This window comes from Streptomyces sp. V3I8, assembly GCF_030817535.1.
In the GTDB taxonomy this organism is placed as follows: Bacteria; Actinomycetota; Actinomycetes; order Streptomycetales; family Streptomycetaceae; genus Streptomyces.
Genome location: NZ_JAUSZL010000002.1, coordinates 1800119 through 1823013 on the forward strand (window position 1 = coordinate 1800119; position 22895 = coordinate 1823013).

The 22895-nt window shown below is 73.2% G+C and carries 16 protein-coding genes; 2 read left to right on the forward strand and 14 right to left on the reverse strand.

Annotation, left to right across the window (positions count from 1 at the left end):
- Positions 1-75 precede the first annotated feature (75 nt).
- The 8 genes from QFZ75_RS07915 to QFZ75_RS07950 all read right to left on the reverse strand — a co-directional run bounded on the left by QFZ75_RS07915 (position 76) and on the right by QFZ75_RS07950 (position 11762).
- Positions 76-3987, reverse strand: coding sequence for a glycoside hydrolase family 2 TIM barrel-domain containing protein (locus QFZ75_RS07915; RefSeq protein WP_307535014.1), 3912 nt, complete (start codon positions 3985-3987; stop codon positions 76-78).
- A 181-nt stretch (positions 3988-4168) separates the two neighbouring features.
- The gene (locus tag QFZ75_RS07920; RefSeq protein ID WP_307535015.1) at positions 4169-4678 is read right to left on the reverse strand and encodes an O-acetyl-ADP-ribose deacetylase; all 510 of its coding nucleotides are present in this window, start codon (positions 4676-4678) and stop codon (positions 4169-4171) included.
- Positions 4675-6084, reverse strand: a complete 1410-nt coding sequence (locus QFZ75_RS07925; protein ID WP_307544293.1) for an NAD(P)/FAD-dependent oxidoreductase — start codon at positions 6082-6084, stop codon at positions 4675-4677. The genes QFZ75_RS07920 and QFZ75_RS07925 overlap by 4 nt, the downstream gene beginning before the upstream one ends.
- Positions 6085-6205: 121 nt before the next feature.
- Positions 6206-7054, reverse strand: coding sequence for an inositol monophosphatase family protein (locus tag QFZ75_RS07930; RefSeq protein ID WP_307535017.1), 849 nt, complete (start codon positions 7052-7054; stop codon positions 6206-6208).
- Positions 7055-7229: 175 nt separating this feature from the next.
- Complete coding sequence (locus tag QFZ75_RS07935; protein ID WP_307535019.1) at positions 7230-9188, reverse strand: gamma-glutamyltransferase family protein; 1959 nt, start codon at positions 9186-9188, stop codon at positions 7230-7232.
- Between the two features lie 73 nt (positions 9189-9261).
- The gene (locus QFZ75_RS07940; protein WP_307535021.1) at positions 9262-9900 is read right to left on the reverse strand and encodes a DUF4232 domain-containing protein; all 639 of its coding nucleotides are present in this window, start codon (positions 9898-9900) and stop codon (positions 9262-9264) included.
- Between the two features lie 96 nt (positions 9901-9996).
- Positions 9997-10665 carry a response regulator transcription factor gene (locus tag QFZ75_RS07945; RefSeq protein ID WP_307535023.1) on the reverse strand — a complete coding sequence of 223 codons (669 nt, stop codon included), beginning with the start codon at positions 10663-10665 and terminating at the stop codon, positions 9997-9999.
- Entirely contained in the window at positions 10662-11762 is a 1101-nt protein-coding gene (locus QFZ75_RS07950) for a sensor histidine kinase (RefSeq protein ID WP_307535025.1), read from the reverse strand. Before QFZ75_RS07950 ends, QFZ75_RS07945 begins: the two co-directional genes overlap by 4 nt.
- A 227-nt stretch (positions 11763-11989) precedes the next feature.
- Here QFZ75_RS07950 and QFZ75_RS07955 point away from each other — a divergent pair, with 227 nt between their 5' ends.
- Positions 11990-13078 carry a carboxymuconolactone decarboxylase family protein gene (locus QFZ75_RS07955; RefSeq protein ID WP_307544295.1) on the forward strand — a complete coding sequence of 363 codons (1089 nt, stop codon included), beginning with the start codon at positions 11990-11992 and terminating at the stop codon, positions 13076-13078.
- Positions 13079-13188: 110 nt separating this feature from the next.
- Positions 13189-13851 carry a hypothetical protein gene (locus QFZ75_RS07960; RefSeq protein WP_307535026.1) on the forward strand — a complete coding sequence of 221 codons (663 nt, stop codon included), beginning with the start codon at positions 13189-13191 and terminating at the stop codon, positions 13849-13851.
- A gap of 29 nt (positions 13852-13880) precedes the next feature.
- On the opposite strand, the gene QFZ75_RS07965 is transcribed toward QFZ75_RS07960, so the two are convergent.
- The 6 genes from QFZ75_RS07965 to QFZ75_RS07990 all read right to left on the reverse strand — a co-directional run bounded on the left by QFZ75_RS07965 (position 13881) and on the right by QFZ75_RS07990 (position 22767).
- Positions 13881-15449 carry an NCS1 family nucleobase:cation symporter-1 gene (locus QFZ75_RS07965; RefSeq protein ID WP_307535028.1) on the reverse strand — a complete coding sequence of 523 codons (1569 nt, stop codon included), beginning with the start codon at positions 15447-15449 and terminating at the stop codon, positions 13881-13883.
- A 181-nt stretch (positions 15450-15630) separates the two neighbouring features.
- Positions 15631-16650 (reverse strand): TIGR03842 family LLM class F420-dependent oxidoreductase, encoded by a 1020-nt coding sequence (locus tag QFZ75_RS07970; RefSeq protein ID WP_307535030.1) that lies wholly within the window; start codon positions 16648-16650, stop codon positions 15631-15633.
- Between the two features lie 38 nt (positions 16651-16688).
- On the reverse strand, positions 16689-18092 hold the full coding sequence (gene hydA / locus QFZ75_RS07975) for a dihydropyrimidinase (protein ID WP_307535032.1): 1404 nt from the start codon (positions 18090-18092) through the stop codon (positions 16689-16691).
- Positions 18093-18318: 226 nt separating this feature from the next.
- Positions 18319-19656, reverse strand: a complete 1338-nt coding sequence (locus tag QFZ75_RS07980) for an aspartate aminotransferase family protein (RefSeq protein WP_373465824.1) — start codon at positions 19654-19656, stop codon at positions 18319-18321.
- Positions 19653-20495 (reverse strand): nitrilase-related carbon-nitrogen hydrolase, encoded by an 843-nt coding sequence (locus QFZ75_RS07985; protein ID WP_307535033.1) that lies wholly within the window; start codon positions 20493-20495, stop codon positions 19653-19655. The genes QFZ75_RS07980 and QFZ75_RS07985 overlap by 4 nt, the downstream gene beginning before the upstream one ends.
- A 277-nt stretch (positions 20496-20772) precedes the next feature.
- Positions 20773-22767, reverse strand: coding sequence for a hypothetical protein (locus tag QFZ75_RS07990; protein ID WP_307535035.1), 1995 nt, complete (start codon positions 22765-22767; stop codon positions 20773-20775).
- Positions 22768-22895 lie beyond the last annotated feature (128 nt).

Sequence of the window (22895 nt, forward strand, 5' to 3'; positions counted from 1 at the left end):
TCGGTCAGGGCGATGGCTGGCGGAAAACCGACATCTGGTCGGTCCGGACGGACCGCGCGGAACGGACCGGTGGGGCTACTCCTGGGCCGTGGGCCGCCGCGAGGCCTCCGTCGCCCGGCCGACGTCGGTCAGGGGGCGCAGCCGGTACGTGTAGGAGTAGTCCCGGCCGGCGGGGAGCTTGTACTCGTCGTGCGTGTGTGCGCCCCAGCTGTTGTCGCCGCCCACACCCATCTGCCGGTGGTTCACCCGCAGCACGACCTCGTCCCGCGGGGTCAGCTGGTAGTCGTGGCGCGTACCGACGGACAGGTCCTCGGGCGTGAAGTGGGAGGCGTTGACCTCGATGAGCGGTTCACCGCAGACCAGCAGCCCGGCGCCGGAGCGGTCGGTCAGGGCGGCCCAGCGGACGTCGGTCCTGTTCCCGTTCTCCTGCGGCCGGATGTACGGCGTCCACTGCCCGGCCACGGTCCCGGAGTACAGCCCCACGTCGGTTCCGGTGTTGCGGTCCCAGTGGTTCTCCTCGGGGCCGCGGCCGTGGTGGTGCAGGTGCTCGAGGCGGCCCGGCAGGAACAGCAGGGTGCCGACCTCCGGGATGTAGGGCAGGTCCGCCGCGCCCGGGTGCAGGGTGTTGTCGACCCTGATCTCGCCGTTGCCGAAGACCGTGTACGTGGTGGTGTACGCCGATTCGGTGGTGGTGGGCAGGGTTCCGGCGACCTCGATGCGGACGGCCCGGTCGCGCAGGGCCCGCACGCCCACGTCCGTCACCTCGCGCCGGGTCCCGGCGTCGCGCCAGGTCTGGTTGCGGACGTGCTGGCCGTTGCCCCGGTCGTTGTCGGTCGGTGCCCGCCAGAAGTTCGGCACCGGCCCGGAGGTGATCAGCCGGGCGCCGCGGACCTCGTACGACGTGAGGAGGCCGGTGCCCCGGTCGACGGTCACGGAGAAGTCCTCGCCCCTGACCTTCACGGACCGCCCGTCGTCCCGGTGACGCAGCGCGGGTACGCGTGACAGCGGGACGGGCCGTACGGCGGGGCTGCCCGCGTCGACGGGGAGCTGCTGCTTGGCCACCTCGAAGCCGGCCGCCGCCCACCTGGTGCGTTCCCTGGTGGTGAAGGACAGCTGCAGGAAGTACTCCGTGCCGGGCGCCGGACGGGCCGGCGGCCGGAACGGCACGGTGACGTCCTTGCCGCTGAGCGGCGGCACGTCCAGCTGGGCGCGGCTCAGCCTGCCGCGCTGCACGGTCCTGCCGTCGGCGACCAGGGACCAATTGCCGTCGAACTCGCGGAGGTTCGTGAACAGGTACTCGTTGGTGAGGGTGACCGCGGCCCCGGCGGCGAGGGAGTCGCCGGACGCCGGTGCGGCGTTGATCGCCTGGTAGACCTGTTTGACCTCGGCGGCCTTGCCGGTGTGTGCGCGGTCGGCGGTGACGATGCCGTCCGCGACGAACGCCCCGTCGTTCGGGTGGTCGCCCCAGTCGCCGCCGTACGCGAAGAACGTGCGCTCCTCCGCCCGCTTCCGCGTCACCCCGACGGTGGCCGCGTCGAACCAGAACCGCACGCCGTCGTCGCCGGGGCCGCGCCCGTCCGAGACGAGTTCGGCCGCGGACAGCGCGCGGGCGTGGACGCGTGCCCGCCGGATCGTGCCGCTGAACTCCCGGGTGGGGTTGTCGACGTCCGTGGCGAGCGAGAGCGGCGCGGTGTTGACGGCGGGGCGCCGGGTCGTCGTCCGGGTGGCCCTGAGCGTGCCGTCCACGTACAGGGCGAGCGTGCCCGCCGCCGCGTCGAAGACGCCCGCGACGTGGTGCTCCCTGCCGGTCCAGTCGTCCGGCAGCGGCCAGTCCGCGGCCACCCACCGGCCGTCGCCGTGGATGAAGAACTCCAGGGTCCGGTCGGTCTGCTTCAGGGCGTACTGGGTGTCGCCCTTGGCGAGGAGCGGCTGGTGGTAGCCGGTGACGTGCGGGGTGACCCAGGCCTCCAGGGTCAGGGAGCCGGTGAGGTCGAGGCCGGGGTCGCGGGCGAAGACGGTGCTGCCGGACACTCCCTTCGCGCGGTCGAAGGTCGCGCCGCCGGCCTGGATCTCGCCGCGCAGCGCGCCGGGCCCCTCTTCGGTGAACAGGACGCGCGCCGGGGTCGGCGTGGTCAGCGACTGGTCGACGAAGTCCCAGATCCAGCCGCCCTGCAGCACGTCGTGGCGGCGGACGACGTCCCAGTACTTCTTGAGGTTGCCGGTCGAGTTCCCCATCGAGTGCGCGTACTCGATCATGACGTACGGGCGCCTGTCCGAGGTGTCCCCGGCGCGGGCCTCGACGCGTGAGGGGCTCTCGTACATCTGCGAGCGGATGTCGCTGATCCCCGGCCGGTCGTCGCCCTCGTACTGGATGACGCGGGTCGGGTCGTACGAGCGGATCCAGTCGTGCATGGCGACGAAGGTGCTGCCGCCGCCGGCCTCGTTGCCGAGCGACCAGATGACGACCGAGGCGTGGTTCTTGTCGCGGTGGACCATGTTCCGGGCGCGGGCCACGCAGGCCCTGCTCCAGTCGGCGTGGTCGCCCGGGTACGCGTCGCGGATGCCGTGGGTCTCCAGGTTGGTCTCGTCCACGAGGTACAGGCCGTACTCGTCGGCGAGTTCGTACCAGAGCGTGTTGTTCGGGTAGTGCGAGGTGCGGACGGTGTTGATGTTCGTCCGCTTGATGATCTCGATGTCCCGGACCAGGTCGGCGCGGGTGAGCGCGGTGCCGCGGTCGGGGTGCATCTCGTGGCGGTTGGTGCCGCGCAGGGAGACGGGCCGGCCGTTGATGCGCATCAGCCCGTCCTTCAGCGCGAACTCGCGCAGGCCGACGCGGTGCGAGAGCGTCTCGACGACCTCGCCCGCCGGGTCGCGCAGCCGCAGCACGGCCGTGTAGAGGTACGGGTCCTCGGCCGACCACAGTTTCGGCGCGGGCACGGCTCCGGCGGCCCGTACGGTCACGTCCTCGCCGGCCGGGGCCGAGCCGAGGTCGACGGCCCGGCGCAACGGCCGGGGCCAGACGGCGTGCCCGCGCGCGTCGTAGAGCTGCGTCTCGACGGCGTACGTGCCGTCCCCGCCGGAGTACGGGCCGCCGCCGTAGTCGCGCACGCTCGCGGTCACCGCCAGCTCGGCGGCCTCGTAGCCGTCGCTCAGCGGGGTGTCCAGCTTGAAGTCGCGCAGGTGCACGGCCGGGGTGGAGAAGAGGTGGACCGAGCGGAAGATGCCGCTCAGCCGGATCATGTCCTGGTCCTCCAGCCAGTCGCCGTCCGAGTAGCGGTACACCTCCACCGCGATCTGGTTGGCGCCGGCCTCGAGGTGCGGGGTGATGTCGTACTCGGCGGGGGTGTACGAGTCCTCGCGGTAGCCGACCGGGTGGCCGTTGATCCACACGTAGTGGGCGGACTTGACCCCCTCGAAGTGCAGGAAGGTCCGTCGCCCGGACCATCCCTTCGGCACGGTGAAGGTGCGTCTGTACTGGCCCACGGGGTTGTAGCGGGTCGGGGCGGCCGGCGGCTGCGGCTCCTCCCCCAGTCCGTTGGGACCCCAGTAGGGGTACGTGATGTTGATGTAGATCGGGAAGTCGTGGCCGTGCAGCTGCCAGGCGGAGGGGACGGGGACGGTGTCCCAGGAGCTGTCGTCGAGGTCGGTGCGGTGGAAGTCGGGGTCCCGGTCGTCGGGGCGGTCGGCGTAGGCGAACTTCCATCTTCCGTCGAGGCTCATCCGGTACGGCGAGCGGTCGCGGTCGCCGTCCAGCGCCTGTGCGACGTCCGCGTACGGCGTGAGCGTGGTGTGCGGCGGCTCGCTGCCGACCTCGTAGACGTCGATGGCGCCGTTCCACTCCGGGGAGCCGTCCGCCGCGGTGGGCCGGCCGGCCGCGTGGGCCAGGGGGGACGACCCCGGCAGCGCGAGGGCGCCCAGGAAGGCGGCCCCTCCTTCGAGGAGCCGGCGGCGGCTGACGGGAGGCAGGTGCGGGTGCGGAAGCGGCATGGCGGTGGCCTTCCTCGGTACGACCGTGGGGTGCGCGAACTGAGGGGTGGAGTGCGGCTGCTGAGCACGAAGACACCTGGTGAGCCATGGAAAACCCTAGGACCCGAACACAACGGGAGCAATGACCGTGTCGAACTCTGTGTGTTCCTGAGGGCTCCGGCGGACTGCTCACCCGGCCGGATCAGCCGGCCTGCGCCGCGAACGCCTCGTACGCCTGCTCGTCGAAGAGGACGAATCTGACCTCGGTCACCGCCGTCCTCGTGTCCCGCACCGTCCCGACCGCGATACGGGCGGCGTCGTCCATCGGCCATCCGTAGATGCCGGCGGAGACGGCCGGGAACGCGACGGTCCGCGCGCCCAGTTCGTCGGCGACGCGCAGCGATTCCCGGTAGCAGGAGGCCAGCAGCTCGGACCGGTCCTCGCTGCCGCTGAAGACGGGGCCCACGGTGTGGATCACCCAGCGCGCGTCCAGCCGGCCGGCGGTGGTGGCGACCGCCTGGCCCGTGCGCAGGCCCTTTCCGTAGTGCGAGGCGCGGAGCTTGCGGCATTCGGCCAGGATCTCGGGGCCGCCGCGCCGGTGGATGGCGCCGTCCACGCCTCCGCCGCCCAGCAGCGAGGAGTTCGCCGCGTTGACGACGGCGTCCACGCTCTGCAGGGTGATGTCGCCCCGGACGAGTTCGATCGTGGTCATGAGCGGCGCAGCCTCTTCCATACGGCCTTCGCGGCGTTGTGCCCCGACATGCCGTGCACGCCGGGGCCGGGCGGGGTGGCCGAGGAGCAGATGAACACCGCCGGGTGCGGGGTGTCGTACGGGAACAGCGACAGCCGGGGGCGCAGCAGGAGCTGCAGGCCGGAGGCCGCGCCGCAGCCGATGTCACCGCCCACGTAGTTGGCGTTGCGGGCGGCGAGTTCGGGCGGGCCGGCCGTGGCGCGGGCGAGGACACGGTCGCGGAAGCCGGGTGCGAACCGCTCCAGCTGGCGCTCGACGGTGTCCGTGAGGTCCCCGGTCCAGCCGCTCGGGACGTGCGCGTACGCCCAGAACACGTGCTTGCCCTCCGGCGCCCTGGACGGGTCCACGACACTGGGCTGCACGGTGATCAGGAACGGCGCGTCGGGCGCCCGCCCTTCCTTTGAGGCCGCGCGCAGGGCGGCGCCGATCTCCCCGCTGTCCGCGCCGATCTGCACGGTGCCGGCCCGGCGGGCCTCCTCGGCGGTCCACGGCACCGGCCCGTCGAGGGCGTAGTCGATCTTGAAGACGCCCGATCCGTAGCGGTAGTGCTCGTAGTAGCGCCCGAAGCCCGCGATACGGCTCAGCGCGGTGGGTGAGGTGTCGAAGACGTACGCGCGCGCGGGCGGCAGGTCGTCGAGGCGCTTGACCTCGTAGTCGGTGTGGACGGCCCCGCCCAGGTCCTTGAGGTACGCGGTCAGCGCGTCCGAGATGGCCTGGGAACCGCCGCGGGCGACGGGCCAGCCGCGCGCGTGCGCGGCCAGTGCGAAGACGAGGCCGACGGCGCCGGTGGCGAAGCCGCCCAGCGGGGCCATGACGTGCGCGACCAGCCCCGCGAACAGGGTCCTGGCCCGCTCGTCGCGGAACCGCCGCATCAGCCAGGTCGCGGGCGGCAGGCCGGCCAGGCCGAACCGGGCGAGGGTGACCGGGTCGCGGGGCAGCGCGCTGAGCGGCAGCGCCATGAAGTCCCGTACCAGGTCGTCCCACCGGTGGGTGAAGGGCTCCACCAGCCTGCGGTACGTGCCCGCGTCGCGCGGTCCGAACGAGGCGGCCGTCTCGGCCACGGACCGCGAGAGCACGGCGGCCGTGCCGTCCAGGAAGGGGTGCGCCATGGGCAGTTCGGGCTGGAGCCAGTCCAGTCCGTACCGGGCCAGGGGCATCGCCCGGAAGGCGGGCGAGTTGATGCCCAGGGGGTGCGCGGCCGAGCACGGGTCGTGCCGGAAGCCGGGCAGGGTCAGCTCCTCGGTGCGGGCGCCTCCCCCGACGGTGTCGCGGGCTTCGAAGACGGCCACGGAGAAGCCGCGGCGGGCCAGCTCCACGGCAGCGGTCAGTCCGTTCGGTCCCGCACCCACCACGACGGCATCGAGCATCGACGGCACCTTCGGACTCCTTTGTCAGCCGGTGGCCACTGGGTGTCAGGATATGCCGGGCGCCGGGCGGACCTGCCGCGGCCCCGCACCACCGGGCGCCGGACACCTCCCGGCGCCGCGCTCAGGCGTCGCCCTGCGACAGCAGCTCCACCACGCGGCGGGCCGTGGCCGCGTCGCGTGCCGCCGTGAACGGGAGCGTGTTGCCGCCGGTCGTGCGGAACGGCTCCCCCGAGAGCGTCAGGTGCACGCCGCCCGCCTCCTCGACGAGCAGGATCCCCGCCGCGTGGTCCCAGGCGGCCTCCCAGGAGAACGCGGTGGCGTCCAACTTGCCGCGCGCGACGGCCAGGTACTCCAGACCGGCCGAGCCGCAGGGCCGCGGGGCGACGCCGTCCGTGCGCAGGCCGAGGAGCGCGTGCTTCTGGTCGTCCGTCGTGTAGTCCGGGTGGGACGTGGCGACTTCGAGAACGGCGCCGGGGGCGGGTGAACCGGCGCGCAGCGGCACACCGTCGAGCAGGGCTCCCCGGCCCCGTACGGCGACGGCGAGTTGGTCGCGGGCCGGCGCGTACGTCCAGGACGCCAGCAGGACTCCGTGCCGCACGAGCGCGACCAGTGTGCAGAAACCGGGGTCGCCGTGCACGAACTGGCGGGTGCCGTCGACCGGGTCGACTATCCAGACGGGCGCGTCGCCCTGGATCGCCCCGTACGTCGCCGGGTCGGCGTGGACCGCTTCCTCGCCGACCACGACCGAGCCGGGCAGCAGCTTGCCCAGCACCTCGGTGAGGTACAGCTCGGCCTTGCGGTCGGCGTCCGTGACCAGGTCGTGCGGGCCGCTCTTCTGGTCCACCTCGTGCGCCGCGAGCTGCCGGAAGCGCGGCATGATCTCGGTGGCGGCCGCCCTGCGGATCGCCGCCTCGACGTCGGCGGTGCGGTGTGCGAGAAACTCGTCGATGGTTTCCATGTGTTCGATCATGCCTCCATGAGAGCACGCGGCACTGACAATCCCCGCCCGGCGGGTGCATCACGGGTGGAATCCGCATGAACAACGAACGTTCGGGCACTGCGGAGCGTGACCGTCCGGTGGCTCCCGGGTCGCCTGCGGGGTCCTGGGGCACCTGGGGGCCCGGGCCGGCCGGACGGGTCCCGGGTCAGCGGCCGACCGCGTACCCCTGCATCCCGCGCGGATTCGCCGCCGCCGACAGCACTCCGGTCCGCGGGTCCCGTGCCACCGCGCACAGCCGCCCCTCCGACCAGGCCTCGCCGATCTGGACGTCGTGGCCGCGGCGCCGCAGTTCCCCGACGACCCCGGGGTCCGTGCGGGACTCGACGGTCACACTGCCGGGGCGCATGCCGCGCGGGTGGAAGGAGCCGGGGAAGCTGTCGTTGTGCCAGTTCGGGGCGTCGATCGCGCCCTGCAGGTCCAAGCCCCCGCGCACCTGCGCGCGCAGGGCGACGGCCAGGAAGAAGTGCAGCTGCCACTGGTCCTGCTGGTCGCCGCCGGGCGTGCCGAACGCCATGACGGGGACCCCGTCCCGCAGCGCGAGCGACGGCGTGAGGGTCGTGCGCGGACGGCGGCCCGGAGCAAGGGAGTCGGGCAGCCCCTCCTCCAGCCGGGCCATCTGGAGCCGGGTGCCGAGCGGGAAGCCCAGCTCGGGCACGACGGGGTTGGACTGCAGCCAGCCCCCGCTGGGCGTGGCCGCCACCATGTTGCCCCAGCGGTCGACGACGTCGAGGTGGCAGGTGTCGCCCCGGGTTCCGCCGTCCGCCGAGACCTCCGGTTCGCCGGGCACGGGGGACGTCGGCGGTTTCGCCACGGTGGGTTCGCCCGCGCCCGGCGCCCCGGGCGGGCCCGCGACGTACTCCCCGGCGGCCACCGCGCGCGCGTGCCCGCTGATCCGCGGGACCCGCCCGCCGGGACTGCCCGGCCGCAGTTCGTACGAGGCCCTCTCCCCCACCAGCGCCCGCCGCCCGGCGTTGTACTCCTGCGACAGCAGGTCGGCCAGCAGCTCGGCCGGGGGCACCTCGCCCGTGTCCCCGTACCAGGCCTCCCGGTCGGCCATCGCGAGCTTGCACCCCTCTATGAGCAGGTGCACGTACGCGGCGGAGCCGTACCGCGGCAGCTCGGGCGGCAGCAGGGCCAGTTGCTGGAGCAGCACCGGGCCCTGGCTCCAGGGCCCGGCCTTGCACAGGGTCCAGCCCCGCCAGTCGTACGTCGCCGGCGCCTCGTACGTGGCCGACCACCCGGCCAGGTCGGCCGCCGTCAGCGTGCCGCGGTGACGCTCACCGCTGGTGTCCAGCGTGGGCCGGCCCGCCTGCCGCACGAGCGCCTCGGCGATGAACCCCTCCCGCCAGATCCGCCGCGCGGCCTCGATCTCGGCGACCCGGACGCCGGCGGCCGGGGCCGCGGTCTCCCGGGCGCCCCGCTGCTCCCGGGCGGCTCCGGACGTCTGCGTGAGCGTCGACCCCTCCGTGACCGCCGCCGTCTTCGTGACCGCCGCCGCCTCCTCCGTGGCCTCCGCGATCAGTCGTCGCCAGGTCGCCGCCAGGGCGGGGTTGCGGAACAGCTCGCCCGGCCGCGGGGGCTCCCCGCCGGGCAGGTACACCTCGGCCGACGACGTCCACTCGGTCGCGAAGAGCTCGCGTACCGTCCCGACGGTCTCGCCGACGCGCTCCACGGGCGCGTGCCCGTCCTCGGCGTACCCGACGGCGTATTTCAGGACGTCCGCCAGGGACTTCGTGCCGTGATCGCGCAGGAGCAGCATCCACGCGTCGAAGGCGCCGGGCACGGCGGCCGCGAGGGGGCCGGTGCCTGGCACGAGGTCCAGGCCGAGCCCCCGGTAGTGGGCGACCGTGGCCGCGGCCGGCGCCACCCCCTGCCCGCACAGCACCCGCACCTCGCCGCCGGCCGGGGCGAGGAGGACCGGCACCTCGCCGGCGGGCCCGTTGAGGTGCGGCTCGACGACGTGCAGCACGAATCCCGCGGCGACGGCGGCGTCGAACGCGTTGCCGCCGTCCTCCAGCACGGCCATCGCCGACTGCGAGGCGAGCCAGTGCGTGGAGGACACCATTCCGAAGGTGCCCTGAAGGGTGGGGCGGGTCGTGAACACGGGAGGACTCCTCACGGCGGGGCGGGCCCGCGAACCGCGCCGCGGGCGTCCGGCGATGGTACGCAGGCCCCCGCTAGCGGGCTTGCGAGGGCTGCCAGGCCGTCGTCCCCAGCACGTTCTCGGGGCCGATGTCGAGCGGGTACGGAGGCTGGACGGTCACGGTGGTGTCACCCTGTCGCGGGGCGACGCGGAGGTACACGCCGGGCGTGTTGTGCATGCGCCAGTACAGGGCCGCGTGCGCGCTCCGGCCGGGGGCGAGGGTGAGCGGCCGGGGGCCGGGGTCCTCCGGTGCCATGGGCACCTGGTCCGTGCCCTCGACGGTCCGCACGCCGGGGAACGGGTCGCCCGAGCCGTCGAGGACGGTGACGGCCGGATAGCCGTTCAACGTGTACGGACGGTCACCGCAGTTGGTGACGTCGAGGCCCATGGCGCGCAGCCCCATCGCGGCATCGCCCCGGTCGGCCGCGAAACGCAGACCGGACTTCGGGCAGCCCTTCACCTGCCGACCGGGGACGGACGGGGACGGCGCGGGGGTCGCGTCCGGGGGCGGGGGCGACGGTTTCACCACCGCCGGGCTCGGCGTCGGCGTGGGGGTGCGGCCGGGGTTGGCCTCGCGGTCCAACTCGGCGGAGAGGCCGCATCCGTTCGCCGTCAGCACCAGCAGGCAGAACAGGGCGGCGCTGCGGAACGGCCCCGGGCTTGTCGCACTCACGGGCCGATCATCACACAGGACCTCGGCGGAGGCTGCCGCTCCGCCTCTCCCGTGCCGACGTGCCACCGCGCCCCGGCGCTGCTGTGCCGTGCCCGCTCACTGCGCCCGCCCCCGCGCCGTGACCAGCCCCGACTCGTAGGCGAACACCACCAGTTGGGCGCGGTCCCGGGCGCCGAGCTTGGTCATCGCGCGGCTGATGTGCGTCTTGGCGGTGAAGGGGCTGATGACCATGTGCGCGGCGATCTCCTCGTTGGTGAGTCCGCGGGCGGCGAGCGCGGTGACCTCACGTTCGCGGCGGGTGAGGCACTCCAGGCCGGGCGCCGCCGCCCGGTCGGGGGGCCGGGCCACGAACTCGCCGATCAGCGTGCGGGTGACCGACGGCGACAGCAGGGCCTCGCCGCGCGTGACGACCTCGATGGCCTGGAGCAGGTCCGCCGGCTCGGTGTCCTTGAGCAGGAAGCCGCTGGCACCGGCCCGCAGGGCCTCGAAGACGTACTCGTCGAGGCCGTAGTTGGTCAGCATCACCACGCGCACGCCGGACAGCAGCGGGTCGGCGGCGATCCGGCGGGTCGCCTCGATGCCCGTCATCACCGGCATCTGGACGTCGACGAGGGCGATGTCCGGCACCTGTGCGCGCACCAGCGCCACCCCCTGCTCGCCGTCGGCCGCCTCACCGACCACCTCGATGCCCTCCTCGGCCTCCAGGAGGGCCCGGAACCCGGCCCGCATGAGGGCCTGGTCGTCGATGAGCGCGACGCGGATCACGCGTGCTCCAGCGGCAGGCCCGCCCGCACCCGGAAGCCGCCTTCCTCACGCGGCGCCGCGTGCAGGGTGCCGCCGAGCGCGGTGACCCGTTCGCGCATGCCGGTGAGTCCGATGCCCTCGACGGGCGGCCGGCACGGCTCGGCGCAGCCGTCGTCGTCGACGCGTACCGTCAACTCGGTCTCCCCGTAGTCGAGTCGCACGGTGACCTCGGCGGGTCCGGCGTGACGGGCGGCGTTCGTGAGCGCTTCCTGGACGATGCGGTACGCGGCCCGGTCCACGGTCGCCGCCAGCGGGCGCTCGCGGCCCGTCACGGTCAGGTCGACGGCGAGGCCCGCCGCGCGGGCGCGCTCCACGAGCAGCGCGGGCGTCCCCGTCGGCTCGTCGGTGCGCAGCACGTCCAGGGTGGCGCGCAGTTCGCGCATGGCCTCCCCGCCGGCCTCCTGGATGGCGAGCAGGGCCGGGGGTATCTCCTCGCCGCGCTTGCGCGCCAGGTGGACGGCGACGCCCGCCTGGAGCTTGACGATCGAGATGCTGTGGGTCAGGGAGTCGTGCAACTCGCGGGCTATCCGCAGGCGTTCCTCACCGGCCCGGCGCAGGGCCGCCTCCTCGCGGGTGCGCTCGGCCTCCAGGGCGCGCTGTTCCGTCTGGCGGAGGTACGCCTGCCAGTTGCGGCCCGCGAGGCCCGTGACGACGGCGCACAGGAACCAGCCCGCGAGCAGGGCGGTCCGCTCGACGGTGCCGTGCGTCATGGGGCCCGCCGCGAGGTACGCGCCGAGGAGGACGGCTCCGGCGGCCGCGCCCACGCCGCGGTGTCCCGCCTGCGCGGCGGTGTGGACGGCGGCCAGCACGGGGAGGGCGGACGACGGTCCGGGCTGGGCGTGCAGTACATGGACGCCCAGGGCCGCCGTGGTGACGGCGAGCACCGCGCGGGGCGCTGTGCGGTACGCGGCCAGCGCGAGCGAACCCGCCACGATCAGGGCCTGGTCGAGCGGTGTGGTGTCCTCGTCGAAGGCCGCCGCGGTCACCGTGACGACGCCGATCACGACGGCGAGCGCCACGTCGGCGAGCCGCTTGCGGGTGACCTGGTCCGCGTCCATGTCCGTACCGTAGACCGCCGGACCGACAGGGGCGTCAGCCCTGTGGACAACCTCGGCACTACTCCCGCCGCAGTAGCGGGACGTGCGGGGCGGTCGCGTCAGCGCACCGGCGACCGCCGCCCGCCGTACGACGCGTGAAGGCACCTCCGCGCGCCAGGGTTCATCCCATGACCACACCGTCCGGGAGCACCCGGCCCAAGGCCGCGCAGTCCAAGGCCGCGCCGTTCATGTCCCTGCCGTTCACGACCACGCCCTTCCGCCACACCGAGCCCCCGCCGCCCAGGTCGGCCACCGGCCGCACCGCCGAGGTCCACCGGCAGATCGCGCGGGACTTCGGGATCGAGGCTCCCCCGACCTTCGTCGTCCTGTCCTCCTCGCCCGACCTGCTCGCCGCCACCTGGGCGCTGATGCGCGAGTCGCTGCTCGCGGGCGACGGCAGCCGCACCGGCAAGGAGCTGGCCGCCCTCGGGGTGTCCCGCGCCAACAGGTGCCCGTTCTGCGTGGACGCGCACACCGTCCTGCTGCACGCCACCGGTGACCACGCCCTCGCCGAGCGCCTGGCCCGCGGCGGCACCCCCGAGAAGGAGGTGCAGGCGCGCATGGTGGCCTGGGGCGAGGCGACCCGCGTCCCGGGCAGCCCGGAACTCACCCCGCCGCCCTTCTTCGTCCGGCACACCGCCGCGTACGTGGGCACGGCCCTGTCGTTCCACTTCATCAACCGGATCGTCTCGGCCCTGCTGACCGAGAACCTGCTGCCGGGCAACGTCCAGCGGTTCAGGCCGGTCCGCTCCCTCGTCGGCCGTTCCGTGGCGAGGACCCTGCGCCGGCGCCTCGTCCCGGGCACGAGCCTCGCCCTCCTCGACGGCGACGCGGGCCCCGGCCCGGACTGGGCGGCCGGGACGGCGGTCGGCCCGGCGTACGCGGCACTGCGGACGGCGGCCACCGCGGGCGCCGGACTGCTCACCGGGGCCGACCGGTCCCTCGTACGGCAGACCGTGGCGCTCTGGGACGGTACGCACCAGCCGCTGGTGTGGGACGCCCTGCCCGACCGCGCCGACCGGCCCGGGGCCCGGCTGGCGATACTGGCCGCGCTGGCTCCGTACCGGATCACCGACGAGGACGTGGCCGCCTGGAAGAAGCCGCCGTACACGGACCGCTGCCTGGTGCGGCTGATCGCGTACGGCGCGTTCACGGCCGTGGACCGCATCGAGCGGGCGCTGCCCCTGGAAGCCGCCGTACCCGCCACACCCGCCGTACCCGGAGCGACCGGAGCGACCGGTGCGGCCGGTGCGGCCGCCGGCCGACAGGAACCGTAGCTGCTGTCACCGCGCGGGCACGGAGCGAGTTCTCACTTCCGCCCTACAGCCACTCGTGTGACACTGGCGTCCCGTCCGCCGTGCGGGCCCTCCGCACCGTCCCCCACGAAATGTGCGCCGTGCGTTCCCTTCCGCTCACCCTCGCCGCGCGTCTGGCGCCGGTCGTCGTGCTCGCCACGGCGGGCTGGGCGCTGTCGTCCGGGCCGCTCGCCGCGCCCGCGGCCGCGGAGAAGAAGTCCGCCCCCGACGGCGCGGCCTCGCCCTCCGCACCGGCGACCGCCGCCGCCAGCCGTACCTACCGTGACTCGCCCGCGCCCTGCGAGGGCGTGACGAAGAAGACGGTGGCCTCGCTGGTGCCCGGCGCCAAGCCGGCCGGCAAGGAGATCCCCTCGACCGACGAGTCCCTGCGCCGCACCTGTTCCTGGAACGCGCTCAAGGACTTCGACTACCGCTGGCTCGACATCTCGTACGAGATCAAGAAGTCCGACGAGACCGCCCTCGCCGCGTACAAGCAGCGCACCACGGAGAAGAGCGGCGGCGGTGAGGTCCCCGGCGTCGGCGACGAGGCCTACTCGGTCGTGAACCTCACCACCGACAAGAAGCAGCAGACCCGTGAGGGCATGGTGATCGTCCGCGCGTCCAACGCCCTGGTGGTCGTCACGTACAACGGCAGTGACTTCGAGACCGGGAAGGCGCCCGGTACGGACGAGATCAACAAGGGTGCCATCAAGGCCGCCAAGGAGGGGATGGCCGCGCTGGAGGCCGTCCGGTAACGGCGGCGCCCGGCGCGGCCGGCCCGCCGTCAGGCGACTTCGCGTGCGGACTCCTCCCGTTCGGCCCGTGCCAGGGGCGCCATCAGCGCGACGTACAGGACGAGCGACGAGGCGACGCCGACCGCCCATCCGTAGTCGGCGAGCGGCTTGAGGAACGGGACGAGTCCGTCGACCGGGAACGGGCCGAGCTTCGCCCCCTCGGCGTCGACGGTCGAGTACGAGCCGCCGACGGCCAGGACTCCGCCGACCACGAAGGCCAGCACCGCCCGCCAGTTCCAGCCGTTCGTGTACCAGTAGCGTCCGCCGGGCGTGTAGAGGTCCGCGAGGTGCAGGACCGTACGGCGGACGATCCAGTAGTCGGCGATCAGGATGCCGGCGACCGTGCCGAGCAGACCGCCGACCACCCCGAGCCAGGTGAAGATGTAGAACTCCGGGGTGGAGATCAGCTTCCAGGGGAAGATCAGGATGCCGACGACACCCGTGATCAGCGCGCCGGTACGGAAGTTGATGAACTTCGGCGCCAGGTTGGACAGGTCGTACGCCGGTGAGACCACGTTCGCCGCGATGTTCACGGAGATCGTGGCGATCAGCACGATGAAGAGCGCGAAGAGCAGACCGAAGGCGCTGTCCGTCTTGGCCGCCAGAGCCACCGGGTCCCAGATGGCCTCTCCGTAGACGGCCTCCGAGCCGGAGGTGACCAGCACGGCGAGGATCGCGAAGAGCGTCATCGTCGTCGGCAGCCCCAGACTCTGCCCCCAGGTCTGTGCCTTCTGGCTGGCGCCGAAACGGGTGAAGTCGGGGATGTTGAGCGACAGCGTGGCCCAGAAGCCGATCATGCCCATCAGGGACGGGAAGAAGACCGGCCAGAAGTCGGCGCCCCAGCCCAGCTCCGAGGGCTGGTCGAGCAGCGCGCCGAAGCCGTCGGCCTTGACGGCGATCCAGATCAGCAGCGCGAACGCACCGACGATCACCACGGGCGCGGCCCAGTTCTCGAAGCGCCGCAGGAAGTCCATTCCGCGGTAGATGATCGCGATCTGCACGGCCCAGAAGAGCAGGAAGCACAGCCACAGCGGCCAGGGGTTGCCCGCGATCCGCCCTGCCTTCTCCCACTCCCCGCCGGTCAGCTTGGACCCGAGGGCGAAGATGCCGCTGCCGCCGATCCAGGTCTGGATGCCGAACCACCCGCAGGCCACGGCCGCCCGGATGAGCGCCGGCACGTTGGCCCCGCGCAGCCCGAAGGAGGCCCGGGCCAGCACGGGGAAGGGGATCCCGTACTTGGGTCCCGCGTGCCCGGTGGCCAGCATCGGCAGCAGCACGATGACGTTGGCCAGCGCGATCGTGAAGACGGCCTGCTTCCAGTCCATGCCGAGGGCGACCAGACCGGAGGCCAGGGTCCAGCTGGGGATGCAGTGCGCCATGGAGATCCACAGCGCCGCGAAGTTGTACGTCGTCCACGTGCGCTCGGCGACCGGGACGGGACGCAGATCCTCGTTGGCGAAGGGGCTGTCGGCGGGAAAAACCCCGGGGCTGAGTTCGATCCGCCCCTCGGTGTCGGCGGACTGGGATATCGGTGGCCCCGTGGGGACGGTTTCGGTCATGAGCAGGCCAATCGATGAGGCGGGACGGGAAAGGCCGTGCGGGTGGCGCCGTGGGGATGCGGGGAGCGGGTGCCGCGGTCCCCTTCCCGGGGAGGCGGGAAGGGGACGGCCCGGGGACCGCCGTCGACGGTCGACGGCAGGCATGACGGCCGTCAGCCGTTGACGGCGGGGATGACCGCCGTCAGCCGTTGACGGCGGGGATGATGTCCGCCCCGTACGCCTCGATGACCGCTTCCTGCGCGTCATGCATGTCGTACAGGGCGAACTGGTCGACGCCCAGCGCGCGCAGGGCGTTCAGTTTCGCGATGTGCTGCTCGGCGGTGCCGATCAGGCAGAACCGGTCGACGATCTCGTCGGGCACGAACCGCGTGTCCGGGTTTCCGCTGCGGCCGTGGTGGGAGTAGTCGTAGCCCTCGCGGGACTTGATGTAGTCGGTGAGTTCCTCCGGGACGGCCGCGGAGTGCTCGCCGTACCTGGCGACGAGGTCGGCGACGTGGTTGCCGACCATGCCGCCGAACCAGCGGCACTGCTCGCGCGCGTGGGCGAGCGCCGCGGGCGAGTCGTCCTCGGTGACGTAGGCGGGCGCGGCCACACAGATCGTGATCTCGGCCGGGTCGCGTCCCGCTCCGACCGCCGCGGTCCGCACCGTCTCGACCATGTACTCGGTGAGGTACGGGTCGGCGAGCTGGAGGATGAACCCGTCGGCCTCCTCACCGGTCATCCTCAGGGCCTTGGGCCCGTACGCGGCCATCCAGACGGGGAGTTCGGCGCCCGGTCCGACCCACGGGAACTTGACCACCGTGCCGCCGAGGTCGGCCTCCTCGCCCCGGCCGAGGGCGCGGATCACCTTCATGGCCTCGCTGATCCGCGCGAGGGTGTTGGGCTTGCGGCCGGCCACCCGCATCGCCGAGTCGCCGCGTCCGATGCCGCAGACCGTGCGGTTGCCGAACATGTCGTTGAGCGTGGCGAAGGTCGAGGCGGTGACCTCCCAGGCGCGGGTGCCCGGGTTCGTCACCATCGGGCCGACCTTCAACGTCGTGGTGTTGGCGAGGATCTGGCTGTAGATCACGAAGGGTTCCTGCCAGAGCACGGCGGAGTCGAAGGTCCAGCCGTACGTGAAGCCGTTGCGCTCGGCCCGCTTCATCAGGCTGATGACGCGGGAGGCGGGTGGGTCGGTCTGCAGGACGAGTCCGAAGTCCATGGGCGCCACTCCTGGTCGCTCAGAGAAGGTACTGACAGTCAGAGGAGGTACTGACAGGTGGAGCGGGGGGTGTAGGTGCCGTGCCCGGCGCGGCCGGTGAACTCCCGCTCGGTGATGACGGGTTCGCCGCGCGACAGGACCGTCTCGACGCGGCCGGTGGTGCGCCTGCCCTCGTACGCCGAGTAGTCGACGTTCATGTGGTGGGTCTCGGCGGACATGACCTGCTCGGCGTGCGGGTCGTAGATGACGACGTCCGCGTCGGCGCCCGGCGCGATCGTGCCCTTCTTCGGGTACAGGCCGAACATCCTGGCCGGGGTGGCGCAGGCGATCTCGATCCAGCGGCGGCGCGAGAGGTGCCCGTCGACCACGGCCTGGTGCAGCAGGTCCATCCGGTTCTCGACGCCCGGCAGGCCGTTGGGGATCTTCGAGAAGTCGCCCCGGCCGAGCTCCTTCTGGCCCACGAAGCAGAAGGGGCAGTGGTCGGTGGAGACGACCTGGAGGTCGTTCGTGCGCAGGCCCCGCCACAGGGCGGCCTGGTGCTCCCTGGGCCGCAGCGGTGTCGAGCACACGTACTTCGCGCCCTCGAAGTCCGGTTCCGCGAGGTTGTCCGTCGACAGGAACAGGTACTGCGGACAGGTCTCGCCGAACACGTTCAGGCCCTCGTCGCGGGCCCGGGCCAGCTCGGCGACGGCCTGCGTCGCCGAGACGTGCACGACGTACAGCGGGGCGCCGGCCACCTGGGCCAGCTTGATGGCGCGGTGGGTGGCCTCGGCCTCCAGCAGCGCCTTGCGGACCTCACCGTGGTGGCGGGGATCGGTCTCGCCGCGCGCGAGCGCCTGCTCCACCAGCACGTCGATCGCGATGCCGTTCTCGGCGTGCATCATGATCAGGCCGCCGTTCTCGGCGGAGCGCTGCATGGCGCGCAGGATCTGGCCGTCGTCGCTGTAGAAGACGCCGGGGTAGGCCATGAACTGCTTGAAGGAGGTGACGCCCTCCTCGACCAGCAGGTCCATCTCCTTGAGGGTGTCCTGGTTGACGTCGGAGACGATCATGTGGAAGCCGTAGTCGACGGCGCACCTGCCGTCGGCCTTGGCGTGCCAGGTGTCGAGTCCCTCGCGCAGGGAGCAGCCGACGCTCTGGACCGCGAAGTCGATGATCGTGGTCGTGCCGCCCCAGGCGGCGGCGCGGGTGCCGGTCTCGAAGGTGTCGGAGGCGAAGGTGCCGCCGAAGGGCAGTTCCATGTGGGTGTGGGCGTCGACGCCGCCCGGGATCACGTACTTGCCGCTCGCGTCGATGGTCCGCTCGGCCGTCCAGGCCGCGGCGGCGGGGGTGCCGGTGGCCGCCAGGGCCGCGATGCGGCCGTCCTCGATGAGGACGTCCGCGTGGAGTTCGTCCGACGCGGTGATCACCAGACCACCGCGGATGACTGTACGGCTGCTCATGGTTCGTCTCCTTGTCTGTCCTGACGGGGCGGGCACCCCCGGGTCCGTCCTCACGGGGCGCCCCGGCGGAGGGCGGACGGCACCGTGCGGGCCGGGTGCGGCCGGTCGCGCAGTTCCCCGCGCCCCTTCGGGCGCTCAGGAAGCCGTCGGGGCCGTACGCCTCCGGCCCGCCGCCGCCGAGCCGCACGCCGGTCACCGCCTCGGGCTCCCCGCAACCGGCTCCTCCTCAGGACCGGGCGCTCCGCAGGGCGCGCTCCAGCATCGCGGCGCCCTCCTCGGCCTCCGCGACGGTGAGCGACAGGGGCGGGGCGATGCGCAGGACGCTGGTGCTGTGGCCGCCGCCCTTGCCGATCAACAGGCCCTCCTCACGCGCCGCTTCGAGCACGGCGGCGGCCGCGTCCGGGTCGGCCAGGTCGGTGCCGGGCTTCACCAGCTCGACGCCGATCATGAGTCCGCGGCCCCGGACCTCCCGTACGCCCGGAATCTGCGCGGCGACGGCCCGCAGCCGTTCGAGGAGCAGCCCGCCGACCCTGCGGGCGTTGCCCTGGAGGTCGTGTTCCAGGAGGTACGTGAGGTTGGCGAGGCCCGCGGCCATGGTGACCTGGGTGCCGCCGAAGGTCGAGATGGAGTTCGAGTCGAGGCAGTTCATGATCTCGGCGCGCGCGACGACCCCGCCGATGGACATGCCGTTGCCGATGCCCTTGGCGAAGGTCAGGATGTCGGGCGGGCCGCTCTGTCCGTGTGCCTGCCAGCCCCAGAAGTGGTCGCCGGTCCGGCCCCACCCGGTCTGCACCTCGTCGGTGATCCACAGGATGCCGCGCTCGGCGAGTACCTCACGGAACGCCGCGTACAGGCCGTCCGGCGGGGAGGTGAAGCCGCCGACGCCCTGGATGGGTTCGGCGATGAGGGCCGCGGGCGCGCGGACGTGGCCGAGCAGGTCCTCCAGGTCGGCGACACAGGCCGCGACGAACTCGGTGTCATCGAGATCGGCGTACGGGCCGCGGGTGCGGACGCCGCCGTGCACGTACAGCGTCTGGAGGGGGGACAGGCTGGTCGGCGACCAGCCCTTGTTGCCGGTGATGCCGACCGCGCTGAACGAGCGGCCGTGGTAGCTGTTGCGCATCGCCAGGATCTGGTTGCTGCGGCGGTACGCGGTGGCCAGCAGCAGCGCGGTGTCGTTGGCCTCGGTGCCCGAGGTCGTGAAGAAGACGCGCGCGTCCGGGATGCCCGACAGCTCGGCGATCCGTTCGGCCAGGTCGACCATCGGCCGGTTGAGGTACAGCGTGGAGGAGTGGTTGATCCGGCCGGCCTGCTCGCTGACGGCCTTCGTCACCTCGGGCAGGGCGTGCGCGGTCATCGTGGTGAGGATGCCGCCGAAGAAGTCGAGGTACTTGGTGCCGTCGGCGTCCCACACGTGGCGGCCCTCGCCGTGGGTGAGTTCGAGGGGCTCGCCGTAGTAGAGGGCGAGCCAGTCGGGCAGGACGGCCCGGTGGCGCCGCAGCAGGTCCTTGTCGGGACCGCGGACCGAGCCCTGGGAAGAGTTCCCGGACGTGTCTGTCGTCACGGCTGCACCAGTCCTTCGTACGCGTCGGGGCGGCGGTCCCGGTAGAACGCCCACTGCTGCCGGACCTCCTCGATCAGGTCGAGGTCGAGGTCGCGGACGACGAGTTCCTCGCTCTTGTCGCTCGCGGGCTCGCCGACGAACTGGCCCCGCGGGTCGACGAAGTACGACGTCCCGTAGAAGTCGTTGTCCCCGTACTCCTCCTCGCCGACCCGGTTGATCGCGGCGATGAAGTACTCGTTGGCGACGGCGGCGGCCGGCTGCTCCAGCTGCCACAGGTGGGCGGACAGGCCCCGGGAGGTCGCCGACGGGTTGTAGACGAGCTGGGCGCCGTTCAGGCCGAGCTGGCGCCAGCCCTCCGGGAAGTGCCGGTCGTAGCAGATGTAGACGCCGACCTTGCCGACCGCGGTGTCGAAGACGGGCCAGCCGAGGTTGCCCGGTTTGAAGTAGTACTTCTCCCAGAAGCCCTTGACCTGCGGGATGTGGTGCTTGCGGTACTTGCCGAGGTACGTGCCGTCGGCGTCGACGACCGCGGCGGTGTTGAAGTAGAAGCCGGACTGCTCGACCTCGAACACCGGGACCACGACGACCATGCCGGTCTCGCGGGCCAGTTCTTGCATCCGGGTGACGGTCGGGCCGTCCGGTACGGGTTCCGCCCAGCGGTAGTGCTCCGGCTCCTGCACCTGGCAGAAGTAGGGGGCGTTGAAGACTTCCTGGAATCCGATGATCTTCGCACCCTGACGGGCCGCCTCGCGGGCGTGCTCCTCGTGTTTGGCGACCATGGATGCGGTGTCGCCGGTCCAGGTGGCCTGGACCAGAGCGGCGCGTACGACGTTGGCCATGAGCTGCTCCTTCGACGTGACGTCAGAGAGCCTCTACGCACGTAGACACGAGGCGTGGAGCCCTGAAAGTAAGCCTCGCCGCAGCGCTGGACAAGACCATCGCCGTTAACCGGCGGAGTCGATCATGTTTCACACCCCTGTGGGTGAGCGGGGCGGGGCCCCGAGGCGCCCCGCTCCTCGCCGGGGCCGGACGCCGGGCCGCCGGGCCCGGCCGGCCGTCGGACTGGACGTCAGACGGGCGTCAGACCGTGTGTCCGGCCGGGCGTCAGACCGGGCGTCAGGCCGTGTGTCCGGCCACGCGCAAGGCGTGGACCAGGTCCCAGTGCCGCTGCTCCGAGACGTCGCGGGCCGCCGCCAGGAGGAGCGGGGCGAGGAGCTGCGGATCGGCGTCGATGCTGCGGACGGCTTCCTCGGGGGCGCGGATGCGGACATACGCGTCGACCAGGGCACGGACCTCGCGGTGCCGGCCCGCCCGGACCAGCCCCAGGACGGCCTCGCCGATCTCCGGGGCCGGGCGGGCCACGCCCTGGCGCAGCATCTGCTCCCCGTCCGCCGTGCGGCCGGCGGCGACCAGCGCGTCGGCCGCGGCGACCAGCCGGTCGGCGGGCAGCGAGACCGCCTCCCACAGGAGGGTGGCCCAGTCGGCGCCGAGACCGGCGCGGTGCAGTTCGGCGGCGAGCAGCGGGAGGCGGGCCGCGGGCCAGTACGCGGCTTCGACCAGCACCGCGTGCGCCTCGCCGGTACGGCCCTCGCCGCGCAGCCGGACCAGCTCCGCGACGGTCTCGACCGTGGTGCGCCGCGCCTCGTCGTCCAGCGCCTCACGCCGCGGTTTCGCCTGCCCGCCCTCCTCGGCGCCCCCGGCGAACCGCGCTCCCCGCGGGGTGCGCGCGGCGGGCTGCGCCACGGGAGCGGGGCCCGCGGGGTCGCCGGCGCCCTCTTCCGGGTCCGCCACCGCATCCGCCGCACCGGCGAACCGGGCACTGCCGCGGGCACCCCCTCGGAGACGGCGCCGCGAGCGCTGCTTGGGAGCGGCGGGGACGGCCGCACCGGCAGACTCCTCCTCCGGGTGAGGGGCGGCGAACTCGGGCGGGGCGGGGGCGTGCGGGGCGGCGGCGTAGGGAGCGGGTCCGCCGTACGGGGCCATGCCCGCGTCGAAGGCGCGGCCCCTGTCGAAGACGGAATCCATGTCGGAGGCGGGTCCTGCGCCGACGGGGCCCGTTCCGGGGCCGGGGCCAGGTCCCGTGCCGGGGCCAGGTCCGGAGCCCGTGCTGTGTCCGGGACCGGGGCCGACCCCGGACCCAGCACCGGACAGCGGGCCGGTACCGGAAGCCGGGCCGGTACCGAACGCCGAGCCGGAGCCGGACACCTGGCCGGTACCGAACGCCGAGCCGGTGCCGAACGCCGGGCGGGAGCCGGACACCGGGCCAGAGCCGGAGCCGAACGCCGGGCCGGAGCCGGACACCGGAGCCGTGTCGGGAGCCGGGAGCGGCTCGGAGGCCGGGGCGGAATCCCGGTGTGCGGCCCGGTCCGCCATGCCGCCGCCCCGGAGGTCCGGCCAGTCGTCCGCGCCGGACGCCGACCGCTGGACGCCCCTGCGCGAGGCGGCCGCCGCGACGGCCCCGTCCCCGCCGGACCCGGCGGCCTCGTCAGCGGCACGGCCCTTCTCCGGAGCACGGTCCTCCTCCGGCCCGTCGATCCATACCGCACCGCCGCCGTCGACGGCCGACGGGATCGCCAGGGTCTCCTGCGCGTGTCCGCCGACCGTGCGCCGGTCCAGTTCGTCCATGCGGGTACGCAGTTCCGCGCAGCGGGCCGTCGCGCGGTCGTGGTCGTCGCGGGCCCAGGCCAGGTCCAGGCCGAGCGCGTCGGTCTCGGCCCGGGTGGCGGCCGCCGGGAGTGCGCGCCCCAGCTCCGCGAGCCGCTCGGCGGCGTACCGCTGTTCCCGCAGCATGACGTCGAGGCGGTCGCCGAGGGCGTCCCGGCCGCCGGGCCGCGCGTCGTACGCGGCGAGGGACGCCCCGTGCAGCGCGCGGGCCCGCTCGGACTCCTGGGCCGCGGCCCGGTCACCGTGCGCGGCGGCCAGGTCCTGCAGGACGGCCTGCACGACGTCCCAGGGCGGCACCTCCGCCCCGTCCAGACAGGCCCGCATCCCGTCGGGGTCGCGCTGCCAGAACACACCGCACCAGCCGCCGCCCTGGTCGAGCCGGGACAGCAGGCCACCGAAGTACTGCGCGAACTCCCGTACCTGTCCGGGGAGTTGTTCCACTGCCATTGCGTTCACCCCATGCCGGACCGGAATACTCCAATCCGGTAGAAAACACCATCCGTGTTACGGAAGCGCTACGCCGACTTTTCGCCCCGGCCGCGGAGTACGGCCGTCACCCCGCGCCGTCACCCCGC